This window comes from Ideonella sp., from assembly GCF_041914305.1.
Classification (GTDB): domain Bacteria; phylum Pseudomonadota; class Gammaproteobacteria; order Burkholderiales; family Burkholderiaceae_C; genus Ideonella.
This window is the reverse complement of the sequence record NZ_JAYSDQ010000019.1, coordinates 55,093-77,881: the sequence shown is the minus strand read 5'-3', so window position 1 is coordinate 77,881 and position 22,789 is coordinate 55,093. Positions and strand designations below refer to the sequence as shown.

Annotated in this window: 14 protein-coding genes and 1 pseudogene; 5 read left to right on the top strand and 10 right to left on the bottom strand. The window is 71.1% G+C overall.

Translation table 11 applies throughout. The annotated features are described in order from the left end of the window. The first annotated feature begins 52 nt into the window (after window positions 1-52). A complete protein-coding gene (locus tag ACE3SG_RS22580) occupies window positions 53-637 on the top strand; it encodes a LysE family translocator (protein WP_374568474.1) in 585 nt (194 codons plus the stop codon). A 13-nt stretch (window positions 638-650) separates the two neighbouring features. Further along, window positions 651-2,090 (top strand): PLP-dependent aminotransferase family protein, encoded by a 1,440-nt coding sequence (locus ACE3SG_RS22575; RefSeq protein WP_374568473.1) that lies wholly within the window; start codon window positions 651-653, stop codon window positions 2,088-2,090. 13 nt (window positions 2,091-2,103) lie between these two features. Here the strand turns inward: ACE3SG_RS22575 and ACE3SG_RS22570 are convergent, their stop codons facing one another. The 10 genes and pseudogenes from ACE3SG_RS22570 to ACE3SG_RS22525 all read right to left on the bottom strand — a co-directional run. Then, entirely contained in the window at window positions 2,104-2,763 is a 660-nt protein-coding gene (locus ACE3SG_RS22570; RefSeq protein ID WP_374568472.1) for an HAD family hydrolase, read from the bottom strand. Then, window positions 2,760-3,554: a class I SAM-dependent methyltransferase gene (locus ACE3SG_RS22565; protein WP_374568471.1), complete on the bottom strand. Its 795-nt coding sequence runs from the start codon at window positions 3,552-3,554 to the stop codon at window positions 2,760-2,762. The genes ACE3SG_RS22570 and ACE3SG_RS22565 overlap by 4 nt, the downstream gene beginning before the upstream one ends. Then, window positions 3,551-4,666 carry a DegT/DnrJ/EryC1/StrS family aminotransferase gene (locus ACE3SG_RS22560; RefSeq protein ID WP_374568470.1) on the bottom strand — a complete coding sequence of 372 codons (1,116 nt, stop codon included), beginning with the start codon at window positions 4,664-4,666 and terminating at the stop codon, window positions 3,551-3,553. Before ACE3SG_RS22560 ends, ACE3SG_RS22565 begins: the two co-directional genes overlap by 4 nt. Beyond that, window positions 4,663-7,566, bottom strand: coding sequence for a DUF563 domain-containing protein (locus ACE3SG_RS22555; RefSeq protein ID WP_374568469.1), 2,904 nt, complete (start codon window positions 7,564-7,566; stop codon window positions 4,663-4,665). The genes ACE3SG_RS22560 and ACE3SG_RS22555 overlap by 4 nt, the downstream gene beginning before the upstream one ends. Next, complete coding sequence (locus ACE3SG_RS22550) at window positions 7,563-10,493, bottom strand: DUF563 domain-containing protein (RefSeq protein WP_374568468.1); 2,931 nt, start codon at window positions 10,491-10,493, stop codon at window positions 7,563-7,565. The genes ACE3SG_RS22555 and ACE3SG_RS22550 overlap by 4 nt, the downstream gene beginning before the upstream one ends. 75 nt (window positions 10,494-10,568) lie before the next feature. After that, a complete protein-coding gene (locus tag ACE3SG_RS22545; protein ID WP_374568467.1) occupies window positions 10,569-12,104 on the bottom strand; it encodes a DUF1501 domain-containing protein in 1,536 nt (511 codons plus the stop codon). A gap of 26 nt (window positions 12,105-12,130) precedes the next feature. Then, window positions 12,131-14,035 carry a DUF1800 family protein gene (locus ACE3SG_RS22540; protein ID WP_374568466.1) on the bottom strand — a complete coding sequence of 635 codons (1,905 nt, stop codon included), beginning with the start codon at window positions 14,033-14,035 and terminating at the stop codon, window positions 12,131-12,133. Window positions 14,036-14,186: 151 nt separating this feature from the next. Continuing rightward, entirely contained in the window at window positions 14,187-16,088 is a 1,902-nt protein-coding gene (cysN, locus tag ACE3SG_RS22535) for a sulfate adenylyltransferase subunit CysN (RefSeq protein ID WP_374568465.1), read from the bottom strand. Window positions 16,089-16,138: 50 nt separating this feature from the next. After that, window positions 16,139-17,038 carry a sulfate adenylyltransferase subunit CysD gene (gene cysD / locus ACE3SG_RS22530; protein ID WP_374568543.1) on the bottom strand — a complete coding sequence of 300 codons (900 nt, stop codon included), beginning with the start codon at window positions 17,036-17,038 and terminating at the stop codon, window positions 16,139-16,141. Between the two features lie 621 nt (window positions 17,039-17,659). Next, window positions 17,660-17,836, bottom strand: a pseudogene (locus ACE3SG_RS22525) (winged helix-turn-helix domain-containing protein); the annotation flags it as partial. Window positions 17,837-18,132: 296 nt separating this feature from the next. On the opposite strand from ACE3SG_RS22525, the gene cysQ reads away from it, so the two are divergent. The 3 genes from cysQ to ACE3SG_RS22510 all read left to right on the top strand — a co-directional run bounded on the left by cysQ (window position 18,133) and on the right by ACE3SG_RS22510 (window position 22,624). Next, complete coding sequence (cysQ, locus tag ACE3SG_RS22520; protein WP_374568464.1) at window positions 18,133-18,903, top strand: 3'(2'),5'-bisphosphate nucleotidase CysQ; 771 nt, start codon at window positions 18,133-18,135, stop codon at window positions 18,901-18,903. Between the two features lie 132 nt (window positions 18,904-19,035). Beyond that, window positions 19,036-20,514, top strand: a complete 1,479-nt coding sequence (locus tag ACE3SG_RS22515; RefSeq protein ID WP_374568463.1) for an alkaline phosphatase — start codon at window positions 19,036-19,038, stop codon at window positions 20,512-20,514. Between the two features lie 85 nt (window positions 20,515-20,599). After that, window positions 20,600-22,624: a capsular polysaccharide biosynthesis protein gene (locus ACE3SG_RS22510; protein ID WP_374568462.1), complete on the top strand. Its 2,025-nt coding sequence runs from the start codon at window positions 20,600-20,602 to the stop codon at window positions 22,622-22,624. Window positions 22,625-22,789 lie beyond the last annotated feature (165 nt).

Genomic DNA, 22,789 nt, shown 5'->3' with positions numbered 1-22,789 from the left:
ACCCGCCGGGCGCGGGCCCCTAGGCTGGCGGCACCTCTTCACACCCCGCGCCATGATCGAACTGCTGCCCTTGATGACCTACGCGTTTGTGATGTCGAGCACGCCCGGCCCGAACAACCTGATGCTGACCGCGTCGGGCGCCAACTTCGGCTACCGCCGCTCGCTGCCGCACATCCTGGGCATCGCCGCCGGCCACGGGCCGCAGATCTTCATCACCTGCCTGGGCCTGGGGTCGCTGTTCCAGGCCTTTCCGGTGCTGCACCAGGTGCTGCGCGTGGTGGGCGCGGCCTACCTCGTCTACCTGGCGTGGCGCCTGGCCGGCTCGGCGATCGGGCATAAGGAGGTGCAAAAGCCCTTGAGCCTGTGGCAGGCGGCGGCCTTTCAGCTCGTCAACCCGAAGGGCTGGGTCAAGGCCATCACCGTGGCCACCGTCTTCATGCCACCGGGCATGGCGGTGTTGCCGGCGTCGGCGCTGGTCAGCGTGATCGCCGTCGCCATCGGCGTGCCGTGCATCTCGATGTGGGCGCTTTTCGGCGTTGCGATCCGCCGCCTGCTGACCGACCCGCGCCGCCAGCGTGCCTTCAATGCCATCATGGCGGCCTCGCTGGTGGTGCTGGCGATGGCCTTGCTTGTTTGATGCCGCTTTGACGATGGCCCCGCTCGACCGTTCTTCCGCCGTGCCGCTGGCCGACCAGATCGAGTCGCGCCTGGCCGCGTTGATCGCGTCGGGCCAGATGCCGGTGGGCGCCAAGCTCACGTCGATCCGCGCGCTGGCGTCGCAGCTGTCGGTCAGCCCGAACACGGTGGTCACGGCCTACGACCGGCTGGTGGCGCGTGGCGTGGTCGAGACCCGCGGCACCGCCGGCTTCTTCGTCGCCGAATCGACCATGCCCGAAGCCCTGCCCAGCCAGCTCGAAGCCGGTGAGGCGCACGACGCCGTCTGGTTGGTGCAGCAGGCCCACGACCAGCGCGCCAGCCTGCTGCCGGCCAGCAGCGGCGCGTTGCCAGTGAGCTGGCTGGAAGACGCGATCCCGGCCGCGGTGGTGCAGCGCGGGCTGGCGCGCAGTGTGGGCGGCATGGCGGCGCGTTGCCCACCGCAAGGCCTGCCTGAGCTGCGTGAGCGCATCGCGATGCTGATGCGCGGCCAGGGCATCGCGGTCGATGCGAGCCGGGTGCTCAGCTGTTATGGCGGCACCCACGCGATCGACCTGATCTGCCGCTCGTTCCTGAAGCCCGGTGACGTGGTGCTGGTCGAAACCCCGGGCTACCACCTGCTGTTCGACCGGCTGCGCGAAGCGGGCGTGAAGCTGGTCGGCATCGCGCGCCGGCACGACGGCATCGACCTCGACCAGCTCGAAGCCGCCTGCATCGAACACCGGCCGCGCCTGCTGTTCATCCAGAGCGTGCTGCACAACCCGACCGGCTGGGGCAGCAGCGCGGCCAACCTGCACCGCGTGCTGATGCTGGCCGAGCGCCACCAGCTGCTGCTGGCCGAAGACGACGTGCACGGGCACTTTCATGCCGGCAGCGTGACCAGGCTGGCGCAGCTGTCCGAGCTGCGTGGCGTCGTCTACTACTCCAGCTTCTGCAAGGCGCTCAGCCCCGCGCTGCGGGTGGGCTACATGGCGGCCGAGCCCGCGCTGCTGAAGGCCTTGCTGCGGGCCAAGATCCAGTCTGTGCTGACGACCGCCACGCTGAACGAGAACGTGCTGCTCGAGCTGTTGGCCAGCGGGCGCTTTCGCAAGCATCTGGACCGGCTGCAACAAAAGCTCGCCGCCGCGCGCCAGGTCAGCACCCGCGCGCTGCGCGGCGCCGGCCTGTTGCTCGACCGGCCGGCCGAAGGCGGGCTGTTCCTCTGGGGCGAGCTGCCGGCCGGCATCGACGCCGACGCATTGGTCAAGGATGCCTTTCGCCAGCACATCCTGCTGGCCGGCGCGGCGTTCGACGTGGCCAACGCCGACCCGCGCCACCTGCGCTTCAACGTGGTCCATGCCCAGCACCCGCGGCTGGCCGAGTTCTTGTCGCAGCGCTGGCAGGCCTCGGCGCAGGCGCAGCAACTGATCCGCCGCGCCGCTGAACGCTCGCGCTGAAAAGGTTGGCTGACTACAGCAGCGCCAGCGCGCCCAGCAGCTCGTGGGTGCCCGGCCGGATGTGGAAAGCCGCCATGCCCAGCGCATGCGCCGGCTCGATGTCGCAGACGTGATCGTCACCGACCATCAGGCACGCACTGGCCGGCAGGCCAATCAGGCCCAGTGCGCGGTGAAAGATCTCGGGCCGCGGTTTCGCGTGGCCGCAGTCGTCGGGCGTCACCATGCCGACGAAGTGATCGTTCAGGCCCAGGCTCGACAGCTTGCGCTCCTGCATCACCCGCGGGCCGTTGGTGACGATGACCTTGGGCAGGTGGGCGCAGCGCTGCAAGAACTCGACCGCATCGTCCACCAGCGACCAGCTGCTCTGGTAGGCCTGCATGTAGGGCTCGAACAAGGCGTCGGCCTGCGCGTCGGTCAGCGCCTGGCCCACGAACTCGCGCAGGCGTTCGCGGCGCTGGTCCAAAAACGAGATCTCGCCGGCGCTGTGGCGCTTCCAGTGCTTGTCGGTGACGAGGCGCCAGCGTTGAAAGGCCTGCTCGGCACTCTCGTCGTGGCGATGCCCGCCATGCATCGGCTGCCAGGCCGCGAAGGCCCGCTGCGCTGTCGAGCGCTCGTCGAACAGCGTGTCGTCGAGGTCGAGCAGCAGCCCCCGGATCGGCCGGTCGACGCTCATGCCGGCCGCTGCGCCAGCAGCGCGATCTCGGCGGCCTGCTGCGGGAACTGCCGGCCCAGCTCGATCAGCCCCTGCACACCCCGCTCGCCGAGCGACGGCAGCAGCAGCGCCATCTGCGCATGGGTGAAGGGCTTGAACAGGTAGCCGTCGAGCGCGACCTCGGTCAGGCCGAGCGCGGTGACCGTCTCGCGCAGGTCTTGCGGGCGGTAGACACGCGGCTGGCCGAGCAGGCGGTTGCGCTCGCTCAGCACCTCCGGCGCGTCCATCAGCCCCATCTGCACCGCCAGCAGGCGGTGGAACGACAGCGCATTCGGCACGCTGACCAGCAGGTGGCCACCGGGCTTGAGCCACTTCAGGCTGGCGCGCAGCAGCACCTCGGGCTCGGCGGTCTCGTGGATCACGCCCGAGACGATGACCAGGTCGGCCGCCGGCCCCTGCGGCCACAGCGCGGCGAGCGCGGCGTCGGCGCGCTCGATGTAGTCGTGCACCACCGCCAGCCGCGGCTCGCGCAGGCTCACCTCCCGGGCGGCCTCGGCCCAGCGCTGGGCCGGCTCGACCGCTGCCCAGCGTGAGATGCGATGGGGCCGCGCCAAGGCCTGCAGGCTCAGCAGCTCGGGGCCGCAGCCGACCTCGAGCACAACAGCCGGTTGCAGCGCCTGCACCTGCGCCAGGTTGTGTTGCTGGCGCGCTTGCAGGCAGACAGTTTCGAAGTCCAGCTCGGCGTCGTGGCGGGCGGCGTATTCGTCGGCGTCGAGCGGTTTGCCAGTGGGTGGCAGCGTGGCATCGGTCATGCCGCGCGCCCCTGGCAGAACGCCACCACCGCATCGGCCACCTGGTCGATCTGGTCCAGCGCCAGATGCGGGCCGATCGGCAGGCTCAGGCACTCGTCGCAAACGGCGTCGGCGGCACTGCGGCCCGCCGGTGCGTGCGCTGCGAACGGCGGGAACCGGTAGACCGGCTTCGGGTAGTGGATCAAGGTCTCGATGCCCTGGTCTTTCAGCGCGGCCTGCAACGCGTCGCGCCGGGCGTGGCGGATGACGAACAGGTGCCAGACCGGCTCGTCGCCGTGGGGCACCGCCGGCAGCGACAGGCCCGGCACGCTTGCCAGCCGCTCGGCATAACGCGCTGCCTGTGCCCGACGCTGGGCGTTGTGCTCGTCCAGCCGCGCCAGCCGCACGCGCAGGAAGGCGGCCTGCAGCTCGTCGAGCCGGCTGTTCACGCCTTCGCTGTCGTGCTGGTAGCGCACGGCGCTGCCGTAGTTGCGGCGTGCGCGCAGCGCAGCGGCCAGCGCGTCGTCGTCGGTCACCAGCGCACCGGCGTCGCCGAAGGCGCCCAGGTTCTTGCCCGGGTAGAAGCTGTAGGCGGCCATGCGGCCGAAGCCGCCGACCGGCTGGCCCTGGTGGCGCGCGCCGTGGGCTTGCGCCGCGTCTTCGAGCAGCAGCAGGCCTTTCGAGTCGCACAGGGCCTTGATGGCCGCGGGGTCGGAGGGCGCGCCGTACAGGTGCACCGGCATCACGGCGCGGGTGGCTGGCGTCAGCGCCGCGGCCACGCCGGCCGCGTCGATGTTGTACGAGCCCGCGGCCGGCTCCACCGCGCGCGGCGTGGCGCCGCACTGGCGCACCGCGAGCCAGGTCGCGATGAAGGTGTGCGCCGGCACGATCACCTCGTCGCCGGGGCCGATGCCGGCCACCTGCAGCGCCAACGCCAGCGCGTCCAGCCCGTTGCCGACACCGATCGCGTGGCGCCGCCCACCGTAGGCCGCGAACTCGGCCTCGAAGGCCTCGAGCTCGGGGCCGAGGATCCAGCGCCCGCTGTCCATCACGCGTCGGTAGGCGGCGTCGTAGGCGGTCTGGTCTTGCCGGTAGATCGCCTGCAGGTCGAGGAACTTGATGCCGTTGCTCATTCGCCGTCCCGCACCCATTGCAATTCACGCCGCGCGAGGTCGACGTCGACCGAGAACGGCGAGGTCACGATCGACACCGATTCGAAGCCGGCGATGCTGCGCGCCTGCAGCCAGCGGTGCTGCTGGCCGCGCAGGAACGACAGGTCGAAGAAGGTCGGGCCGTTGATGTCTTGCTTGAAGATCGTCAGCACGCGGGTGCCGGGGGGCGCCCACATCAGGTTGGTGAAGGCCGCGCCCGGCGGGCCGGCGATGCCGCGTGCGCTGGCGAACAGGCGCACCTGGTCGAGCAGGCTCAAGGTTTCGGCGGCGACGATCTCGAAGCCCAGTTCCTCGGCGATGTTGATGACCTGCTCGGCCTCGACCATCGGGCGGCGTGTCTCGCCGCGGCGGGCCAGGTAGATCAGCCGGTCGCCGGTGGCTTCGACGTCGGGGTCCAGCCCGGCGGCCTGCGTCAGCGTGCGGCGCAGGCCCTCGACCATCGTCGCGCTGGCGAACTCCGACGGCGATGCGATCACCGCGTCGGTCAGGCGCAGGTCGTCGTCGGCCGAGTACCAGCGTACGCGGGTCTCGTCCAGGCCGATGTCGTGCAGCGAGCTGAGCATCCAGCCGGTCAGCTCGCGCGGCAGCAGCAGCTTGCGCGTCTTCAGGATGCCGCGCGACATCAGCGCCTGGATGCGCGCCAGCGTCAGCACCATCCAGTGGTAGTAGTTGCGGTGGAACGGGGCGTCCATGTTGGCCAGCACCACCAGCGGCTCGTCCAGCCGCTTCCACAGCCCCGCGCCGCGCAGCACGGTGCCGCCGGCGCCGCGCGCCAGCACGTTCGGGTGCGGGTACGGGAACTCGCCCATCTGCAAGTGCCATGCGTGCGGTTTCAGCACGCCGCCCTGGCTGCCGATCAGCAGGTGCACGTTGCGCACTCGCAGGTCGGTCACGCGGGCCAGGCTCAGCGTGGTGCCGACCATCTCGTGCGCGTGGCTGCGCACGCGGCCGGTGACGTCGACCACGTCGAACTGGCCGACCAGCGGCTCGTCGTGCAGTAGCGGGTGGGCGGTGACGCCTTCGGCCTGCAGCCAGTCGTCCCATTCGCGCAGCGGCCAGGCCTCGGGGTGGCGCGGGGCTTGCGCGGCGTCGGCTGGCTGCGTGGCTTCCAGCTCGGCGCGCAGTGTGTCGATGCGGCCCGCGGCCAGCAGCGCGCGTTCGCGCAGCGCCGCCGTGGCGGTGCGGCCCAGGCCGCCCAGGCGGGCGGTGGCGTCGTCCAGGTCGGCCAGCGCGGCGTCGGCCTGTTTCATTGCCACCTGCGCGTCCTGCTGCTGGTGCAACAGGTCGAGCAGCATCGCCAGGCTCGCGTCGCCCGGTGCGCCTTGCAACGGGCGTTCACGCTGCACCGCATGGCGGCACAGCGCGACCAGGTGCCGCAGCACGCCCAGGCACTGGGCGCGGCAGCGGTGGCCGTCGAGCGTGCCGAAGGCCGGCCCGATCTCGAACGGGAACACGCCTTCCCAGTGCGCCAGGTCGAGCGCGCCACTGTTGGCCAGGGCCCACAGGTGGCTGGCGGCCTGGCCGACCTCGGCCAGGGTCAGGCTGTCCAGCGCTGGCAGGATGCGTTCGAACGAGGCCAGCGCCTGGGCGCAGCGTGCCTCGGTGTCGGCCAGGCTGACGGGGCTGTCGTGGCGCGGCGCTTGCGCCAGCACCAGGCCCAGCGCGGCCAGCGGCTCGGCCAGCGGGCCCAGCTGCGCGGGGTCGAGCACCGGCGTGCCGGCTTCGGGGAAGGCGCCGGTGGCACTGGCGGCGGCCACGGCGCCGGCCTGGTGCAGGCTCAGGTGGTCCAGCCGCAGCTGCGACTGCTCGTCGAGCTGGCCCAGCTCGGCCAGGCGCTGGTAGGTCTCTTTGGCCAGCGCGATATCGCCGTCGTGGAAGGCGTATTCGGCCAGCAGCTGCCAGGCGGCCGGCGTGGCCGGGTGCGCGGCCTCGAGGTTCAGCAGCGGCGTGGCCAGCTGCTGCACGGTGGCGCCTTCGGCGCGCTTGAGCTTGGCCTGCTCAACCTGGATCGTCGGCTGCTTGGGCCAGGCCTTGGCGGCCCGCGCGACCAGCGCGTGCACCGATGGGCTGGGAGCGAGTTCACCCAGCGCCTCGAGCGCCGCGGCGAGCGAGAAGCCGCCGGCCGGATCGGGCTCGTCGTCGTCCAGCATCGCTTCGGCCAGCTGGCGCAGCACCGGCAGGGCGGCGCAGCGCACCGCGGCCGCGGTCAGCGGGGCCTGCCAGCCGCGGGCGTCGGGCCGGCCGGCGTGCGGCGCCAGGCGGTCCAGCCAGGCGGCCACGCGTTGCAGCGGCGGCAGCGTTTCGGCCGCGCGGGCGACCATCGCCAGCGTGCCGACCACCTCTTGCGTCCAGGCGGCCTCGGGCTGCCAGCGCTGGCCCAGCGCGTCGATCAGCGCCAGGCTGGGGCCGATGCTGGCCTCGCCCTTCAGGCGGCGCAGCTGGCGCAGCAAGCCCAGCGCCACGGCTTCATGGTCGGGCAGGGCGAGCTGCGCCTGCCAACGCAGCGCGGCCTCGGCCAGCGGCTCGATGTGGCCGAGGCTGCCCTGGGCGCGCACCCAGGCCGGCGCGAGCCCGGCGGTCAGCGGCGTGCTGCCTTCGGGCAGCAGCTGCCACCAGGCCTCGATCGCGTCGACCAGCGCCTGCAACTGCCAGTGCGGCACGTCGGCGCGGCCCTTGACCCACTCGACGTGCATGACCTGGGCCAGCTTGCCGCGCGCGGCCGGCGGCACCTCGGGCTGCTGGAACTTCTGGTGCAGGTTCTCGGGCCCGGGCAGCGCCACGCCCTCTTTGGCGCAGCGCTGGCTCAGCTCGTCGAACCACAGCCGGCCCAGCGCCGGCACCACTGCTTGGGTACTGCTCATTCGTGGTCACTCCCACCGGCCACCCAGGCCAGCTCGCGCTCAGCCAACGAGAGGTCGACGCTGAACGGTGCGTTGACGATGGACATCAGCGCATAGCCGGCCAAGTTGCGGCCCAGCAGCCAGCGGTGCGATTGGCCGCGGATGATGGACAGATCGATGAAGGTCGGCAAATTGGCTTCCTCTTTGAATATCGACAGCACGCGTGTGCCGGGCTGGGCCCAGATCAGGTTGGTGTAGGCGGCCCCAGGGGGCCCGGCGATGCCGCGCGCGGTGGCGAACAGGTGCACCTGTTCGGCCAGCGTCAGGGTCTCGGGCGCAACGGCCTCGAACCCCATCGCTTCGGCGGCGCGCTGGATGCGCGCCTCTTCGACCAGCGGGCGACGGCCTTCGCCACGGCGTGAAATGTAGAGCAGCCGCGAGGCGGGCGGCGGCGCGGACGGGTCGAGCCCGGCGTGGCGCCACAGCGTCTGGCGCAGGCCTTCGACCAGCGACGGGCTGGCAAAGTCGATCGGCGAGGCGAGCAGGGCGTCGGTGAGCTGCAGGTCGTCATCGCCGCCGTAAAGCAGCATCTGGTCCTCGGTGAGGCCGATGTCGGCCAGCGACGAACGCATCCAGCCCGACAGCTCGCGCGGCAGCAGCAGCTTGCGCCCGCCCAGCAGCAACCCGCGGGCGCGCAGGGCGTCGATGCGCGCCAGCAGCAGCAACATCCAGTGATAGAAGTTACGGTGGTAGGTGGCGTCCATGTTGGCCAGCACCAGCACCGGCGTGTCGATGCGCTGCCAGCGCGCCGGCCGCAGCACCGCCCCGCCGGCGCGCGGGCCGCCGCCGCGCAGCCGCACATGGCGGTGCTCGTAGGGGTAGTCGCCCATGCTCAGGTGCCAGGGGCCCGGGCGCAGGATGCCGGCGCGCGGGCCGATCAGCAGGTGCGAGTTGCGCACCCGCAGGTCGGTGTGGTGCAGCACGGTCAGCCGCGTGGGCGCCAGCTGGTGCGCGTGCCGCTGAACCTGGCCGTCAGGCCGCACCGCCTCGAAGTGGCCGGCCAGCGCCGGGTCGTCGACCAGGGTCTGCGGGTGCAGCTGCTCGGTCGCGAGCCAGTCGTCCCAGTCGGCCAGCGGCCACACGTCGGCCGCCGCCACCGGCTCGCCGGCGTGGGCCAGCAGCTCGGCGGCGCGGGGCAGCTGGCCGAGGGTCAAGGCTGCGCGGGCCTGCAGCTCGTGCAGCGGCGCGGCGCCCATCGCGCCGAGCCGGCCCTGCAACCGCTCGAGCGTGATGGCGGCGTCGTCGGCCTGCGCCAGCGCCCACAGCGCCTCGCAGCGCTGCTCGGCCAGGTCCAGCACCTGGCGCAGGCTGGCCTGGCCCGGGGCGCCTTGCAGCGCGCGCGGGCGCTCGAGCGCAAAGTCGCACAGCGCCACCACATGCTGCTGCAGCGCGCGGCCGAGCAGGCGGCAGCGCTGGGCGTCGACACGGCCGTAGGCCGGGCCGAGCGCGAACGGGAACGCGGTCAACCACTGGCTGTGGCTGGCGAAGGCACCCGCTTCGAGCTGCGCGAGGTGGCGCGCCAGCTGCAGGCAGGCCTGCATGCTGATGTCGGGCAGCTGCGGCAGCTGGGCTTGCCACTGGCGGCAGGCGGCCTCGGTGGCGGCCTGCAGCGATTCGACGCTGCGCGGCGCGTCGTGGTTGGGCGCTTCGTCGAGCAGCGCGATCAGTGGCGCCAGCGCGGCGGCAAACGGCCCCAGTGCCTCGGCCGACCAGGCTGCGGGGGGCTCGGTGGTCGGCGTGCCGTTGGCGCTGGCATCGGGCGCGGCGCCGGGTTCGGCGGCGTCGTCGCGGGCCGACAGGTGGTTCATCCGCAGCCGGTCGGCGGCGCCCAGCAGGTGGCGCTCGGCCAGCTCGCGGTACAGCGCCAGCGCGCCGGCGTCGTCACCGCCGTGAAAGCGGGTGCCGGCCAGCCAGCTGATGGCGTTGGGCCAGGCCGGCTGCGCGGGGTCGAGGCCCTCGAGCAGCGCGCCGACCTCGGCCAGGCTCGCGCCTTCGCCATGGGCGATGCGGGCGCGCGCCAGCTGGATCGCCGGGTGGCCGGGTTGCTGCGCGGCGGCTTGCGCCAACTGCGCGCGTGTCGTCGCGTCGGGGGCGAAGCCGGCCAGCAGGCCCAGCAACTGCACCAGCAGCGGCTGGGTTTCGGCGTGCAGCATGCCGTCGTCGTCGAGCAGCGCCTGCGCCACCCGCTGCATCGCCGGCACTTGCAGCGTGCGCAGCGCCAGCTTGCCCAGCTCGCGCCAGTGCGCGCTGTCGAGCGGTGCCTGCGCCTCGGCCGCGTCGAGCAGCTCGGGCAGCCAGCTGGCGGCGTGGCGCAGCGCGTCGAAGTCGTCGGCTTCGCGGGCCAGCACGAGCACGCCGGCCAGCAGCGGCGCGTTCCAGGCGCGGCTGGGCTGGGCGGCCGGGCGCAAGGCGTCCAGCAGCGTGCGCAGGGCGTCGAGCTGGTGGTGTTGGCGCAACTGGCGCAGCAAGGCGGCCAGCGGCTGCTCGGCCTCGCCATCGGCGGCGAAGGGCGCCAGGCTGACCGCCAGCGCGGCCAGGGCGGCGTGATGCCCGCGTGCCCCGAGCGCGCGGATCAGCGCCGGGTACAGGCCGCTGTGCAGCCGCTCGGGCTCGGCCAGGCCTTGCCAGGCCAGCGCGACGCTGTCGATGAAGAGGTCTTGCAGCGCGCCGTCGGGCTGCTCCTGGCCCTTGAGCCAGTCGGTGTGGATGGCATGCGCCAGGCGCGACCAGGCGGCGGCCGGTGCCGCTGGCTTGGCGAGTTTGGCGGCCAGGGCTTCGCCGCCCGGCAGCGAGCGGCCGGGGGCCTGCGCCAGCGCCTGCAGGCGCGCCAGCAGCGCCTCAGGCGGGGGCGGGGAGTCGAGGGGGTGTTCGGGCGCGAGCGAGGGCACGCGCGAAGTACACCACAGGCGGCGTTATTTGTTGGCGCGAGCGGTGGCCGTTGGGGCCATCAATCGCGCCGCTGGTCAAGCCGCCATGAAGCCGAGGTTGCGCTGGCTGTAGTTCCACGCGGACAGGCCCGGCAGCACGCTCAGCAGCTCGCTGTCGGTCAGGCCGAACCACTTGCCCAGCGTGGCGGCGTAGGCCTCGACGCTGGTGGTCGGCAGCAGCGAGCCGCCTTGCAGCTGGTCGGCGCTGTTGAAACCGCCCTTGCCGTCAGACAGGCCGTAGGCCGGCAGCTTGCCGTAGATGTCGCCACCGCGCACCGCGCCGCCCATCACGAAGTGGTGGCCGCCCCAGCCGTGGTCCGAGCCGTCGCCGTTGGCGGCGAGCGTGCGGCCGAAGTCGCTGGCGGTGAAGGTGGTGACGAAGTCGTCGACACCCATCGCGGTGGTCACGTTGTCGAAGTAGCTCAGGCCATGCGCCAGCTGGGCCATCAGGCGGGTGTGGCGCGAGGGCTGCAGGTCGTGCGTGTCGAAGCCCGGCAGCGTGACGAAGAAGACCTGGCGCGCCATGCCCAGCGTGCCGCGCGCGGCCACCATGCGGGCCACCGCCTGCAGCTGTGCGGCCAGCGGGTTGGGCATCAGCGTGTTGGTTTCGGGGTCGCGGAACTGCAGCATCGGGTCGGGCTGGCCGACGCCCAGGCCACCGGTGCCCCACGGGCCCGCGCCGGCGCCCGGCAGCGCGCCGGACAGCAGCAGGTCGGCATCGACCGAGCGGCCGACGACGGCGGCGTGCTCACGCTGGGCGACGCTGTCGACGCGGGTGCCGCGCATCAGCGCCACCATGCGCTGGCGCACCGCGGCCGAGCCGTAGACGGTGCCGTCGCTGCCGCCGATGTGGATCGCCCCGGTGGGCGCCAGTTGGTAAGGCCGCGCGCCCTGGCCGGACAGCCAGACCGCGTTGCCGCTGACGCTGACCGACGTGAACATCGACTTGCTGTTGGCCGACAGCACGCGGTCGGCCATCAGGCCGCCCCAGCCGCGCGTCGTGCCTTCGGCCGAGAACGATTGCCAGACCGATTGCTGGTCGTTGTGCGAGAACAGCTTGGGCGGCTTCGGCGCGGTGCCGGCAAGGAAGGCGGTCTTGGTCGTCGGGCCGGACAGCGGGCCGACGTTGCTGACGCAGGCCAGCCGCTGCGCGGCGAACAGGTTGCGCACGGCGCCCAGCGTCGGGTGCAGCGCCAGCGTGCGGCCTTGCGCGTTGATCGGGCTGATCGGCAGCACGCCGCCCAGGCGGGCGTGCAGCGAGCCACTTTGTTGTGCCGGCGTGCCGGGGGCGGCCAGCGCGATGCCTTCGGCGCTGGTTTCGCGGGCGGCGTTGTAGGCCGCCCACGAGGCGCTGTCGGTCGCCAGCAGTGTGTTGTAGGCGTCGTTGCCGCCGGTCAGGAAGATGCAGACCAGGGCCTTGTAGCCGCCGGTGCTGGCGGCGGCGGCCGGGCCCATCGCGGCCAGGCTCAGGCCCAGGCCGCCGAGGCCGGACATCGCCGGCTGGGCCAGGCCCAGGGCGGCGCCGCGGCGCAGCAGTTCACGGCGGGTGGGGTTCGAAAGCGGACGGTTCATGGCAATCGGGCTCGTCGGGTCGGGCGTCACTTCTGGACGATGAATTCGGGGGTCACCAGCGGCATCGCCACGGCGGTCCAGACACGGTTGGTCTTGGCCTTGTCGACCAGCGCCTTGTTGCTGCCGTCCGGCTTCAGGGTCGGCACGGTGATCGAGGTGACGGCGTTGATCAGCTCGGTGCGCAGCGCGCTGTTGACCGTTTCGCCGAAGTAGCGCGCGTTGACCTTGTCGACCAGCCCGGCCGGGTCGAGCGCCAGCGGCTGCAGCGCGGTGTAGTTCAGCTGCAGGTCGGGCCGGGCGCCGGTGTTGTTGATGCCGCGCGGGCCGACACCGGCCTTGACCGCGGTGATCATGTAGTTGGCGTAGCCGGCCACGCTGGATTCGTCGGTGATCTGCATCTCGGGCAGCGTCATGCCGTACGAGGCGGCCTCGCCACCCGACGGCACATAGCCCGGGCGGTAGAAGTTGAAGACGCTGGGCGAGCGGAACGGCGTCTGCGCCAGTTGCAGGCCGGGGTCGTCGGTGAAGTTCATCAGCACTTTGCCGCTGTCGCTCTTGACGCCGAAGGCACGCAGGAACGCGGTCAGACGCAGCACCGGCTCCTTGACCTTGCCGTATTGCGCGCCGGCGGCCAGCGTGGCCGAGCGGGCCTCGTTGTCGAGCAGGATGGCGCGGAAGACGGCCTTCATGTCGCCGCGCACGCCGGAGCCGTTGTTGTTGAACACGGCGGCCACGCGGGCCACGTAGGCCGGGCTGGGCGCGCTGGTGACCAGGCGCTGGATCAGCTGGCGGCTGACGAACGGGCCGACGTTGGGGTGGGCGAACAGCGTGTCCAGCGCCGCCTTCAGGCTCGCCGCGGGGTTGGCCGGGCTTTGCGCCGCCACCGTGGTGCCGAGGAAGCTCTTGGGCAGCACCGAGTGGTACTGCGGGTAGCCCTGCATCGGGATCACCAGGCGCAGCGGGTCTTGCGTCGAGCCGGCGAAGCGGCTGTTGAGCTGGTCCGGGCCGCCCCACGAGAAACCGGTGAAGACCGAGGCGAGGCCTTCGATGTCGCCGGCGCCGTAGGTGTCGAGCAGCGCGCCGTTGCCGTCTTTCTTCGGCGTGCCGTCGTTGTTGAGCTGCACCAGGCCGATGGTGAACAGCTGCATGATCTCGCGGGCGAAGTTCTGGTCCGGCACGCGGCCCAGCACCAGGTCTTCCTTGCGGTTCTTCAGGTGCGACAGGTACAGGCCCATCGCCGGGTGCATCGCCACGTCCTGCAGCAGCGTGCGGAAGTTGCCGAAGGCGTCGCGGCCCAGCATGTCGGCCCACGAGGCCACGGCCTGGCCGCGCTCGCTGGCCAGGTCGTAGGTCGAGACGACGAACAGCTGCGACAGCGCGAACACCGCGCGTTGGCGCAGCTGGTCGTCGGCCTGCAACGCCTGTTGGTAGAACGACGACACGACGCTCGGCGCGCCGGCCGTGGCCTTGGGGTCCTTGAGTTTCGCCGCGGCGTCGTCGTTGTTCCAGCGGGTCAGGTGCACGGCCTTGGCCGGCTTGGCCAGTTGCTCGTCGACCCAGCCGGTGGCGCCTAGCGTCATCGTGCGGCTGACCTCGGCCTCGGTCGGGCCGAAACTGGCTTGGGTCAGCAGGCGGAAGGCGTCGGCGCGGGTGGTGCCGGCCGGCAGGTTCAGGCCCTGGGTCTGGGCGCTGTCGGTGCCGGCCTGGGCGCCGTCGGTGCCGGTGCCCGCCTGGGTGCCGTCGGTGCCGGCTTGGGCACCGCTGCCCGCCTGGCCACCGGACTGGGAGGTCTCGGCCGGCGGCGCGGTGGCGCTGTCGGCCGTGGGGGATTCTTCGCCACCGCCGCCGCCGCAGGCGGCGAGGCACAAGGAGGCGAGCAGGGCAGCAAGGTGGGTGCGCCGGGGCAGGGCCGGAGCGAGGAGTGCAGGCATGCGTATCTCGGCTTGACAAACAAAAAGGTGCAGGAATGCACCCTTGTGTTGCGAGATATCGGCCGTGCCCCGGCCTGGTTAAGCCGGAGCACGTGCCAAACTGCTACTGCAAGGGCCGAGTTGGCCCTTCTTTACCTGCCGTTTACCGCCGTCAGATCATGCCCAGCTCGCGGATGCGAGCGATGACCTGGTCGGCCGCCTGTTCGGCGCTGATCGAGGTCGTGTCCAGGCGCAACTCGGGCATTTCCGGCGCCTCGTACGGGCTCGAGATGCCGGTGAAGTTGGCGATCTCGCCGCGACGGGCCTTCTTGTACAGGCCCTTCACGTCGCGGTCTTCGGCCACGTTCAGCGGCGTGTCGACGTGGATCTCGACGAACTCGCCGGGGCCCAGCAGGCCGCGCGCCATCGCGCGTTCCGAGCGGAACGGCGAGATGAAGGCGGTCAGCACGATCAGGCCCGAGTCGACCATCAGGCGCGCCACTTCCGAGACGCGGCGGATGTTCTCCACCCGGTCGGCTTCGGTGAAGCCCAGGTCCTTGTTCAGGCCGTGGCGGATGTTGTCGCCGTCCAGCAGATAGGTGTGGCGGCCCATCGCGTGCAGCTTCTTCTCGACCAGGTTGGCGATCGTCGACTTGCCGGCGCCCGACAGGCCGGTGAACCACAGCACGCCGGGGCGCTGGCCCTTGGCCTTGGCGCGGGCGGCCTTGTCCACGTCCACATGCTGCATGTGGATGTTGTGCGAGCGGCGCAGCGCGAAGTGCAGCATGCCCGCGCCGACCGTGTTGTTGGTCAGGCGGTTGATCAGGATGAAGCCGCCGGTGTCGCGGTTGACCGTGTACGGGTCGAACGCGATCGGGCGGTCCAGCGCCAAGTTCACGACACCGATTTCGTTCAGGCCCAGCTGCTTGGCGGCCAGGTGCTCCATCGTGTTGACGTTGACCTTGTACTTCGGCTCGGTGATCGAGGCGGTGACGGTCTGGGTGCCGACCTTCATCAGGAACGAACGGCCCGGCATCATCGGCTCGTCGTGCATCCAGACCAGCGCGGCTTCGAACTGGTCGGCCACTTCGGCCGGTGACTCGGCGGCCGAGATCACGTCGCCGCGTGAGATGTCGATCTCGTCTTCCAGCGTCAGGGTGATCGACTGCCCGGCCACGGCCAGCGGCAGGTCGCCGTTGAGGGTGACGATGCGTGCGACCTTGCTTTCACGGCCCGAGGGCTGCGCGCGGATGCGGTCGCCCGGCTTGATCATGCCGGCGGTGATGACGCCGCAGAAACCGCGGAAGTCGAGGTTCGGGCGGTTGACCCACTGCACCGGCATGCGGAAGGCTTCCTTCTGCAGGCGGGATTCGTCGACCTCGCAGGTTTCCAGGAAGCCCATCAGCGTGGGGCCGTGGTACCAGGGGGTCTTCTCGCTGGCCGTCAGCATGTTGTCGCCCTTCAGGCCCGACAGCGGGATGCTGGTGACGTCGTTCAGGCCGATCTGCTTGGCGAACTCGAGGTATTCCTCGTTGATCTGGTTGAAGACCTTCTCGGAGTAGTCGACCAGGTCCATCTTGTTGATGGCCAGCACGACCTTGCGCACGCCGATCAGGCTGACCAGGTAGCTGTGGCGGCGGGTCTGCGTCAGCACGCCCTTGCGCGCGTCGATCAGCACCACGGCCACGTCGGCGGTGGATGCGCCGGTGATCATGTTGCGCGTGTACTGCTCGTGGCCCGGGGTGTCGGCGACGATGAACTTGCGCTTGTCGGTCGAGAAGAAGCGGTAGGCGACGTCGATCGTGATGCCCTGCTCGCGCTCGGCGGCCAGGCCGTCGACCAGCAGCGCGAAGTCGATGTCACCACCCTGGGTGCCCCACTTCTTCGAGTCATTCTCGATCGCGGCCAGCTGGTCTTCGAACAGCATCTTCGATTCGTACAGCAGGCGACCGATGACGGTCGACTTGCCGTCATCGACGGAGCCGCAGGTGATGAAACGCAGCAGGCTCTTCTTCTCGTGCTGCTTCAGGTACTTTTCAATGTCGACGGAGATCAGGTCCGATTGGTGGGCCATGACTTACCTCAATAGCTGTGTTGTGTGAATGGAGATGAAGGCGGGGGGGCTTAGAAGTACCCCTCCTGCTTCTTCTTCTCCATCGAGGCGGCGGCGTCGTGGTCGATCATGCGGCCCTGGCGCTCCGACGTCTTGGTCAGCAGCATTTCCTGGATGATGGACGGCAGCGTGTCGGCGGTCGATTCCACGGCGCCCGACAGCGGGTAGCAGCCCAGCGTGCGGAAGCGCACGTTCTTCATCATCGGCACTTCGCCGTCGCGCAGCGGCATGCGGTCGTCGTCGACCATGATCAGCGTGCCGTCACGGTCGACCACCGGGCGCTCGGCCGCGAAGTACAGCGGCACGATGGGCACGTTCTCGAGGTAGATGTATTGCCAGATGTCGAGCTCGGTCCAGTTCGAGATCGGGAACACGCGGATCGACTCGCCCTTTTGCTTGCGGCCGTTGTACAGGCGCCAGAGTTCGGGGCGCTGGTTCTTCGGGTCCCAGCGGTGTTGGGCCGAGCGGAACGAGAAGATGCGTTCCTTGGCGCGGCTCTTTTCTTCGTCGCGGCGGGCGCCACCGAAGGCGGCGTCGAAGCCGTACTTGTCCAGCGCCTGCTTCAGGCCTTGCGTCTTCCACATGTCGGTGTGGATCTGCGAGCCGTGCGTGAACGGGTTGATGCCCAGCTCCATCGCCTCGGGGTTGTGGTGCACCAGCAGCTCCATGCCCAATTCCTTGGCCATGCGGTCGCGCATCTCGTACATCGCGCGGAACTTCCAGGTGGTGTCCACGTGCAGCAGCGGGAACGGCGGGGGCGACGGGAAGAAGGCCTTCTTGGCCAGGTGCAGCATCACCGCCGAGTCTTTGCCGATCGAGTACAGCATCACCGGGTTGTCAGCCTCGGCGACGACCTCGCGCATGATGTGAATGCTTTCGGCCTCCAGCCGCTGCAAGTGGGTCAGGTTCATGGGGGTGATGTCCGTTGTTTCAGGCAGGGAAGGGAAGGAAATCGAGGCGGCGCGGGGCCGGGCTTCGGGCGGCGCCGCGATGATCGCAGCGGGGTTCGCCGACTCGGCACGGGCCGGCGGCGAAAACGTGATGGAAGTCGGCGCGGCGGCCACCGGTTGGCGGGTGTGCGGCGCGGGCGCCGGGGGCAGCGGTGCCGCTGGCGAGGCCGGCTCGGGCGCCTGCCGCGCGCGCGGCGCCAGCGGGCCGGGCAGCAATTGCAGGCGCGGGTGCGCGGCCAGCCATTGCTGCACCTTGGGCACACGGCGAAAGTCGGGCCCGTGCAGGTACACGCGCCACGGCCCGGCCGCGCTGCGCAGCAACCGGGCCAGGAAGTCGAGATAGATGTCGGCCGAGGCCAGCGTGCCGGGCACCGGCAACCAGGCCAGGCTGCCGCGCGGCCGGCTGGCGACCAGCACCCCACCGGGCGCCGGCCGATCCGGGTGGGCCAGGCTGCCGGCCCAGGCCAGCTGCGAGCCGTCGGCCCGGGCTTGTTCCACCGCGGTGGACCAGCTCTGCGCCAGCCAGTCGGCTTCGGCCGTCGAGCGAGCCGCCTTGGCCTCGCGCAGCGACACCAGCGCCAGGCCCCAGCGCTGCAGCAGGCGCGACACCGCGCGCGGCTCCAGCGAGGTGCCGAAATGGCGGGTGGCCAGCGTGCGCAGCGACTGTCCGGTCCACAGCGCCGGCGGCAAGCCGTGGCGCTCTGGCAGGTCGGTCAGCGCGGCCAGCCGCAGCGACTGCTCCTGATCGATGTTGAGCACCCGGCCGTCCCCCTTGGGCCGACCCCGCGCGCCGACGGCAATCGCCGTCCAGCCGCCGGCTTCGAACGCCCGGTAGGCCTGGATGATCGTCGGCACGCTCAGCCCGGTGGCCTCGTGGATCTCGCTCAGGCTGCGCCCGTCGACCCGCAACTCGACCGCACGCCGACGGCGCGCGTTGAGCGCTGCGATGTCTGGGGTGGGGGCAGTCACGAATCACGGTCAGAAAATGTTTTAGGGGATTGGATTGTGGCACGCGCCGGGCACAATGGCGAATCCCTCATTTGTATATGTGACTTATGAACACCTCTGCTGCTGCCCTGCTCGAGCAACTGACCCCGCTGATGCGGGATGCCGGCCAGGTGATCATGGACATTTATGCGACCGACTTTGACGTGACCAAGAAGGGCGACGAGTCGCCGGTCACGCAGGCCGACCAGAAGGCCGAGACCGTGATCCTGGCCGGCCTGGCCAAGATCGCCCCGGGCATCCCGGTCGTGGCCGAAGAAGCCGTCGCCGCGGGCAACATCCCCGATGTGAGCGACCGCTTCTTCTTGGTCGACCCGCTCGACGGCACGAAGGAATTCATCAGCCGCAACGGCGAATTCACCGTCAACATCGCGCTGGTCGAGCACGGCAAGCCGGTGCTGGGCCTGGTCTACGCCCCCGCGATCGGCCGCATGTTCACCGGCGCCGTCGGTGTCGGCGCCTGGGTCGAAGACAAGGATGGCAAGCGCGCGATCCGCTGCCGCGCCGTGCCGGCCGAGGGCCTGACGGTCGTCGCCAGCCGCTCGCACGGCGACGAAACCGCGCTCGACGCGTTCCTGGGTGGCCGCAAGGTCGCCTCGCGCACCAACGCCGGCTCGTCGCTGAAGCTGTGCCTGGTCGCCGCGGGCGAAGCCGACCTGTACCCGCGCCTGGGCCGGACGATGGAATGGGACATTGCCGCGGGCGATGCCGTGCTGCGTGCCGCAGGCGGCAGGGTCACTGTGGTGGCCGACGGGGCCGATTTGCGCTACGGTAAGCCGGGTTTCGACAATCCGCATTTCGCAGCCAGCGGCTTGGCCTGACATCAGGCCGGGCCGGCGGGCCCGAAGAAGATGGACTGGGGGGTGACCATGTCCAAATGGTCCAAAGGTGCGGGGCCTTCGTCTCCGCAAGGGTGGCGTCGCCGGCTTGCCGCGGCGCTGACCGGGGCTTGTTTGCTCACCGCCGGGGCCGCCGCCCTGGCCCAGGCCGGGCTGCCCAGCCATGGCCCGATGGTGGGCGTCGTCACCACCGACAGCGCCGCCGTGTGGGCCCGCTGGAGCGGGCCGGGCACCGCCCACGTCACCTACAAGGCGACCGGCGCCGGCGCGTCGGTCGATGGCCCCGAGATCGAGATCTCCGAGGCGCACGACTTCACCGGCCGCTTTGCGCTGCCGGGGTTGAAGGCCAACACCAGCTACAGCTACACGCTGCAGTTCACCGACGCGCTCGGCGAGGTCAGCCGCAATACGCCGTCGTACTTCCGCACGCCGGTCAAGGTCCCGACGGCGCTGAGCTTCTCGGTGCTGGGTGATTTCATGACCCGCCAGCGCTCGAGCAAGGCCTTGCGCACCGCGACGACGCCGCGGCCGAACTTCGTGCTGATCGTCGGCGACCTGGACCACTCCGACCCCGCCCGGCAGCCGAACTCGCAAGACTATTACCCGATCGAGCAGGCCGACACGGTGCTGACCAACCTGCGCCAGATGCGCCGCCTGATGCGCGACCCGGCCCAGCCGCTGGGCGCCGACTTCGTCAAGGCCTTCGTGACCTCGAAGACCGCGCAGCAGCTGCAGATCCCGCTGTACTACGCCTGGGACGACCACGACTTCTGCATGAACGGCTCGGATTCGCACTGCCCGTTCGGCGACCTGGCCCGCGCCGTCTACAAAGACTATTTCTTGCCGGCCGCCGACAACGGCCTGCGCGAAGACCAGCTCTGCGGCGAGACGGGTGACTGGCAAAGCTTCAGCCACGGCAACCTGGCCAGCTTTTTCTTGCTCGACGCGCGCAGCAACCGCGACCCGGCCACCGGCCGCCTGCTGGGCGAGTGCCAGAAGCAGTGGCTGCTCGACGGGCTGTCGCGCTCGACCGCGGTGTGGAAGTTCATCGTCTCGCCGATCACCTTCAACCCGACGACCAAGCCCTGGGACGCCTGGGGCGCGTTCCCGTCCGAGCGGGCCGAGCTGCTCAACTTCATCCAGGAGCACCAGATCGCCAACGTCGTGGTGCTGAGCGCCGACATCCACTCCAGCGGCGCGATCGACGACGGGCGCAACGCCGGGCTGCCCGAGGTGTCCGCACCGCACGCCAACATGCCGTCGACCTGGGTCGACACCTACTGCCGGCTCGACCCGGCCGACAGCCGGCTGCTGGTCAGCGCGCCCGGCACCTGGACACTCGGCGGTTTCCTCGAGCCCAACCTGCAGCGCGACCCGGTCGCGTGCCTGGGCATGGACTACTCGAAAAAGCGTATCGCCCTCTGGGGCCAGCCGCCGTTTCCGCTGCCCGGCGCCGACGGCCCCGGGTTCCTGAAGGTCGACGTGACCAGCGACGCGGTCTCGATCCGCGTGATGGACGCCGATGGCCACCTGAAGCAAGGCTATGCTGCCGACGGAACCCCCGCGGACATGAAACTTGATCTCTTCCGGTAGGCCGTCAGCGCCCCCGCCCAGCCCCAGCCGCTTCCCCCTCGCCGAGCCTGCGCCAGCGCGCGATCAGCCGCTGGCGGGCTGGCGCGTGGCGGTCGTCCATGGGCCCGGCCTGCTGGCCCACACGCCCACGCTGCCTGCGCTGCTGCCCGAGTTGTCGCTGGTCGGCCCGCGCAAGGCCGCCGATGCGCGGCCCGACGGCGTGCTGGTCTGGGGCCGCAAGCCCAGCGCCAAGCGCGCCGAGGCCTGGGCGCATGAGCGGCGGTTGCCGCTGATCCGGCTCGAAGACGGCTTTCTGCGCTCGGTCGGGCTCGGTGCCGACGAGCCGCCGCTGTCGGTCGTCATCGACCCGCTCGGCATCTACTACGACGCCGGCGGGCCGTCGCGGCTGGAGCAATTGATCGCCACGCCGCTGACCGCGCCGCAGCAGGCGCGCGCGTCGGCCCTGGCCACGCGCTGGCGCGAGGCACGCGTGTCCAAGTACAACCAGGCGCGCGAAGCGCCGGGCCTGGTGCGCGACGGCGACGTGCTGGTGATCGACCAGACCTTCGGCGACGCGTCGATCGCCTATGGCGGTGCCACGCCGGCCAGCTTCACCCGCATGCTCGAGGCGGCACTGGACGAGCACCCCGGCGCGCGCGTGTTGCTGAAGGTCCACCCCGATGTGGTGGCGGGCCGCAAGCGCGGCCACTTTGCGCAGCTGTCGCCCGGCGCGGCGGCGCGGGTGCAGTTGCTGGCGAGCCCGGCCCACCCCTGCGGGCTGCTCGAGCGGGCCGGCGCGGTCTACACCGTGACCTCGCAGATGGGCTTCGAAGCGCTGTTGTGGGGTTTGCCGCTGCGCTGCTTCGGCATGCCGTTCTACGCCGGCTGGGGCCTGACGCGCGACGAGCTGAGCCCGCCCGAGCGGCGCGGCGCGGCCAGCCTGGCGGCGCTGAGCCACGCGGCGCTGATCGACTACCCGCGTTACCTCGACCCCGAGACCGGCCAGCGCTGCGAGCCCGAGCGCCTGCTCGACTGGATGGCGCTGCAGCGGCGCATGCGCGAGCGCTTCCCGGCGCAGATGGTGGCGGTGGGCTTTTCGCGCTGGAAGAAGCCGATCGCCCGGGCCTTTTTCGCCGGCAGCGACCTGCGTTTCCAGAGCGCCCACCGCCCGGTCCCGGCCGGTGCCGGGCTGGCGTTGTGGGGCCGGCGTCCGGTGCCACCCGCCGCGGCCGGTGAGGGCGCGCCGCCGCTGGTCGTGCGGCTGGAAGACGGTTTCCTGCGTTCGGTCGGCCTGGGTGCCGACCTGGTGCGGCCGCTGTCCTGGGTGATGGACCGGCAGGGCATGTACTACGACGCGACCGCGCCGTCAGCGCTGGAGCGCTTGTTGGCCGAGACCGTGTTCGACGACACGCTGTGCGAGCGGGCCCGGGCGCTGCGAGAGCGCATCCTCGCCGCCGGGCTGACCAAGTACAACGTCGGCCAGGCCCGCTGGCCGCGGCCCGCGACGGCCAAGCCGGTGGTGCTGGTGGTCGGGCAGGTCGAGGGCGACGCGTCGATCCGCCTGGGTGCACCGGGCCTGCGCACGAACATGGCGCTGCTCAAGGCGGTGCGCGCCGAGCGGCCCGATGCGCACCTGGTCTACAAGCCGCACCCGGACGTCGTGGCCCAGCTGCGCGAAGCGGGCTGCGGCGAGGGTGCGGCGGCCGCGTTGTGCGACGAGATCGTCGTCGACGCGCCGATGGACCAGGTGCTGCGCCAGGTCGACGAGGTGCATGTGCTGACCTCGTTGGCCGGTTTCGAGGCGCTGCTGCGCGGCAAGCCGGTGGTGTGCTGGGGCTGCCCGTTCTACGCCGGTTGGGGGCTCACGCAAGACCGCGAGCCGATCGCGCGCCGCACGCGGCGGCTGAGCCTGGACGCCTTGGTCGCCGGCGCGCTGCTGCTGTACCCGAGCTACGTCAGCCGGGTGACCGGGCACTTCACGACCGCCGAGCGGGCGTTGTCCGAGCTGCAGAGCTGGCGCGACGAGGGCGCGGCCGGGCGCCGGCCGGTATCGGCAGGCCGCCGCGCGTGGCGCTGGACGCTGCGCCATGTCGTGGCGCTGCGGCGGTGGTGGAGCGGCGAAGCCGCCTGACCCTGCTGCGCGCGGCGCGCCTGACCGGGGTGCGCCCCCGAATCGCCGGAGATTCGGAAAAAAGAAAGCATTTGTTGCAGCAAGCGGCTGTGGAAACGTTCGCGAGCGTTGGCATTTTTGGCCGCGGCAGAATCCGCGGCTCACCCGCAGCGACCGGCTTGGGGG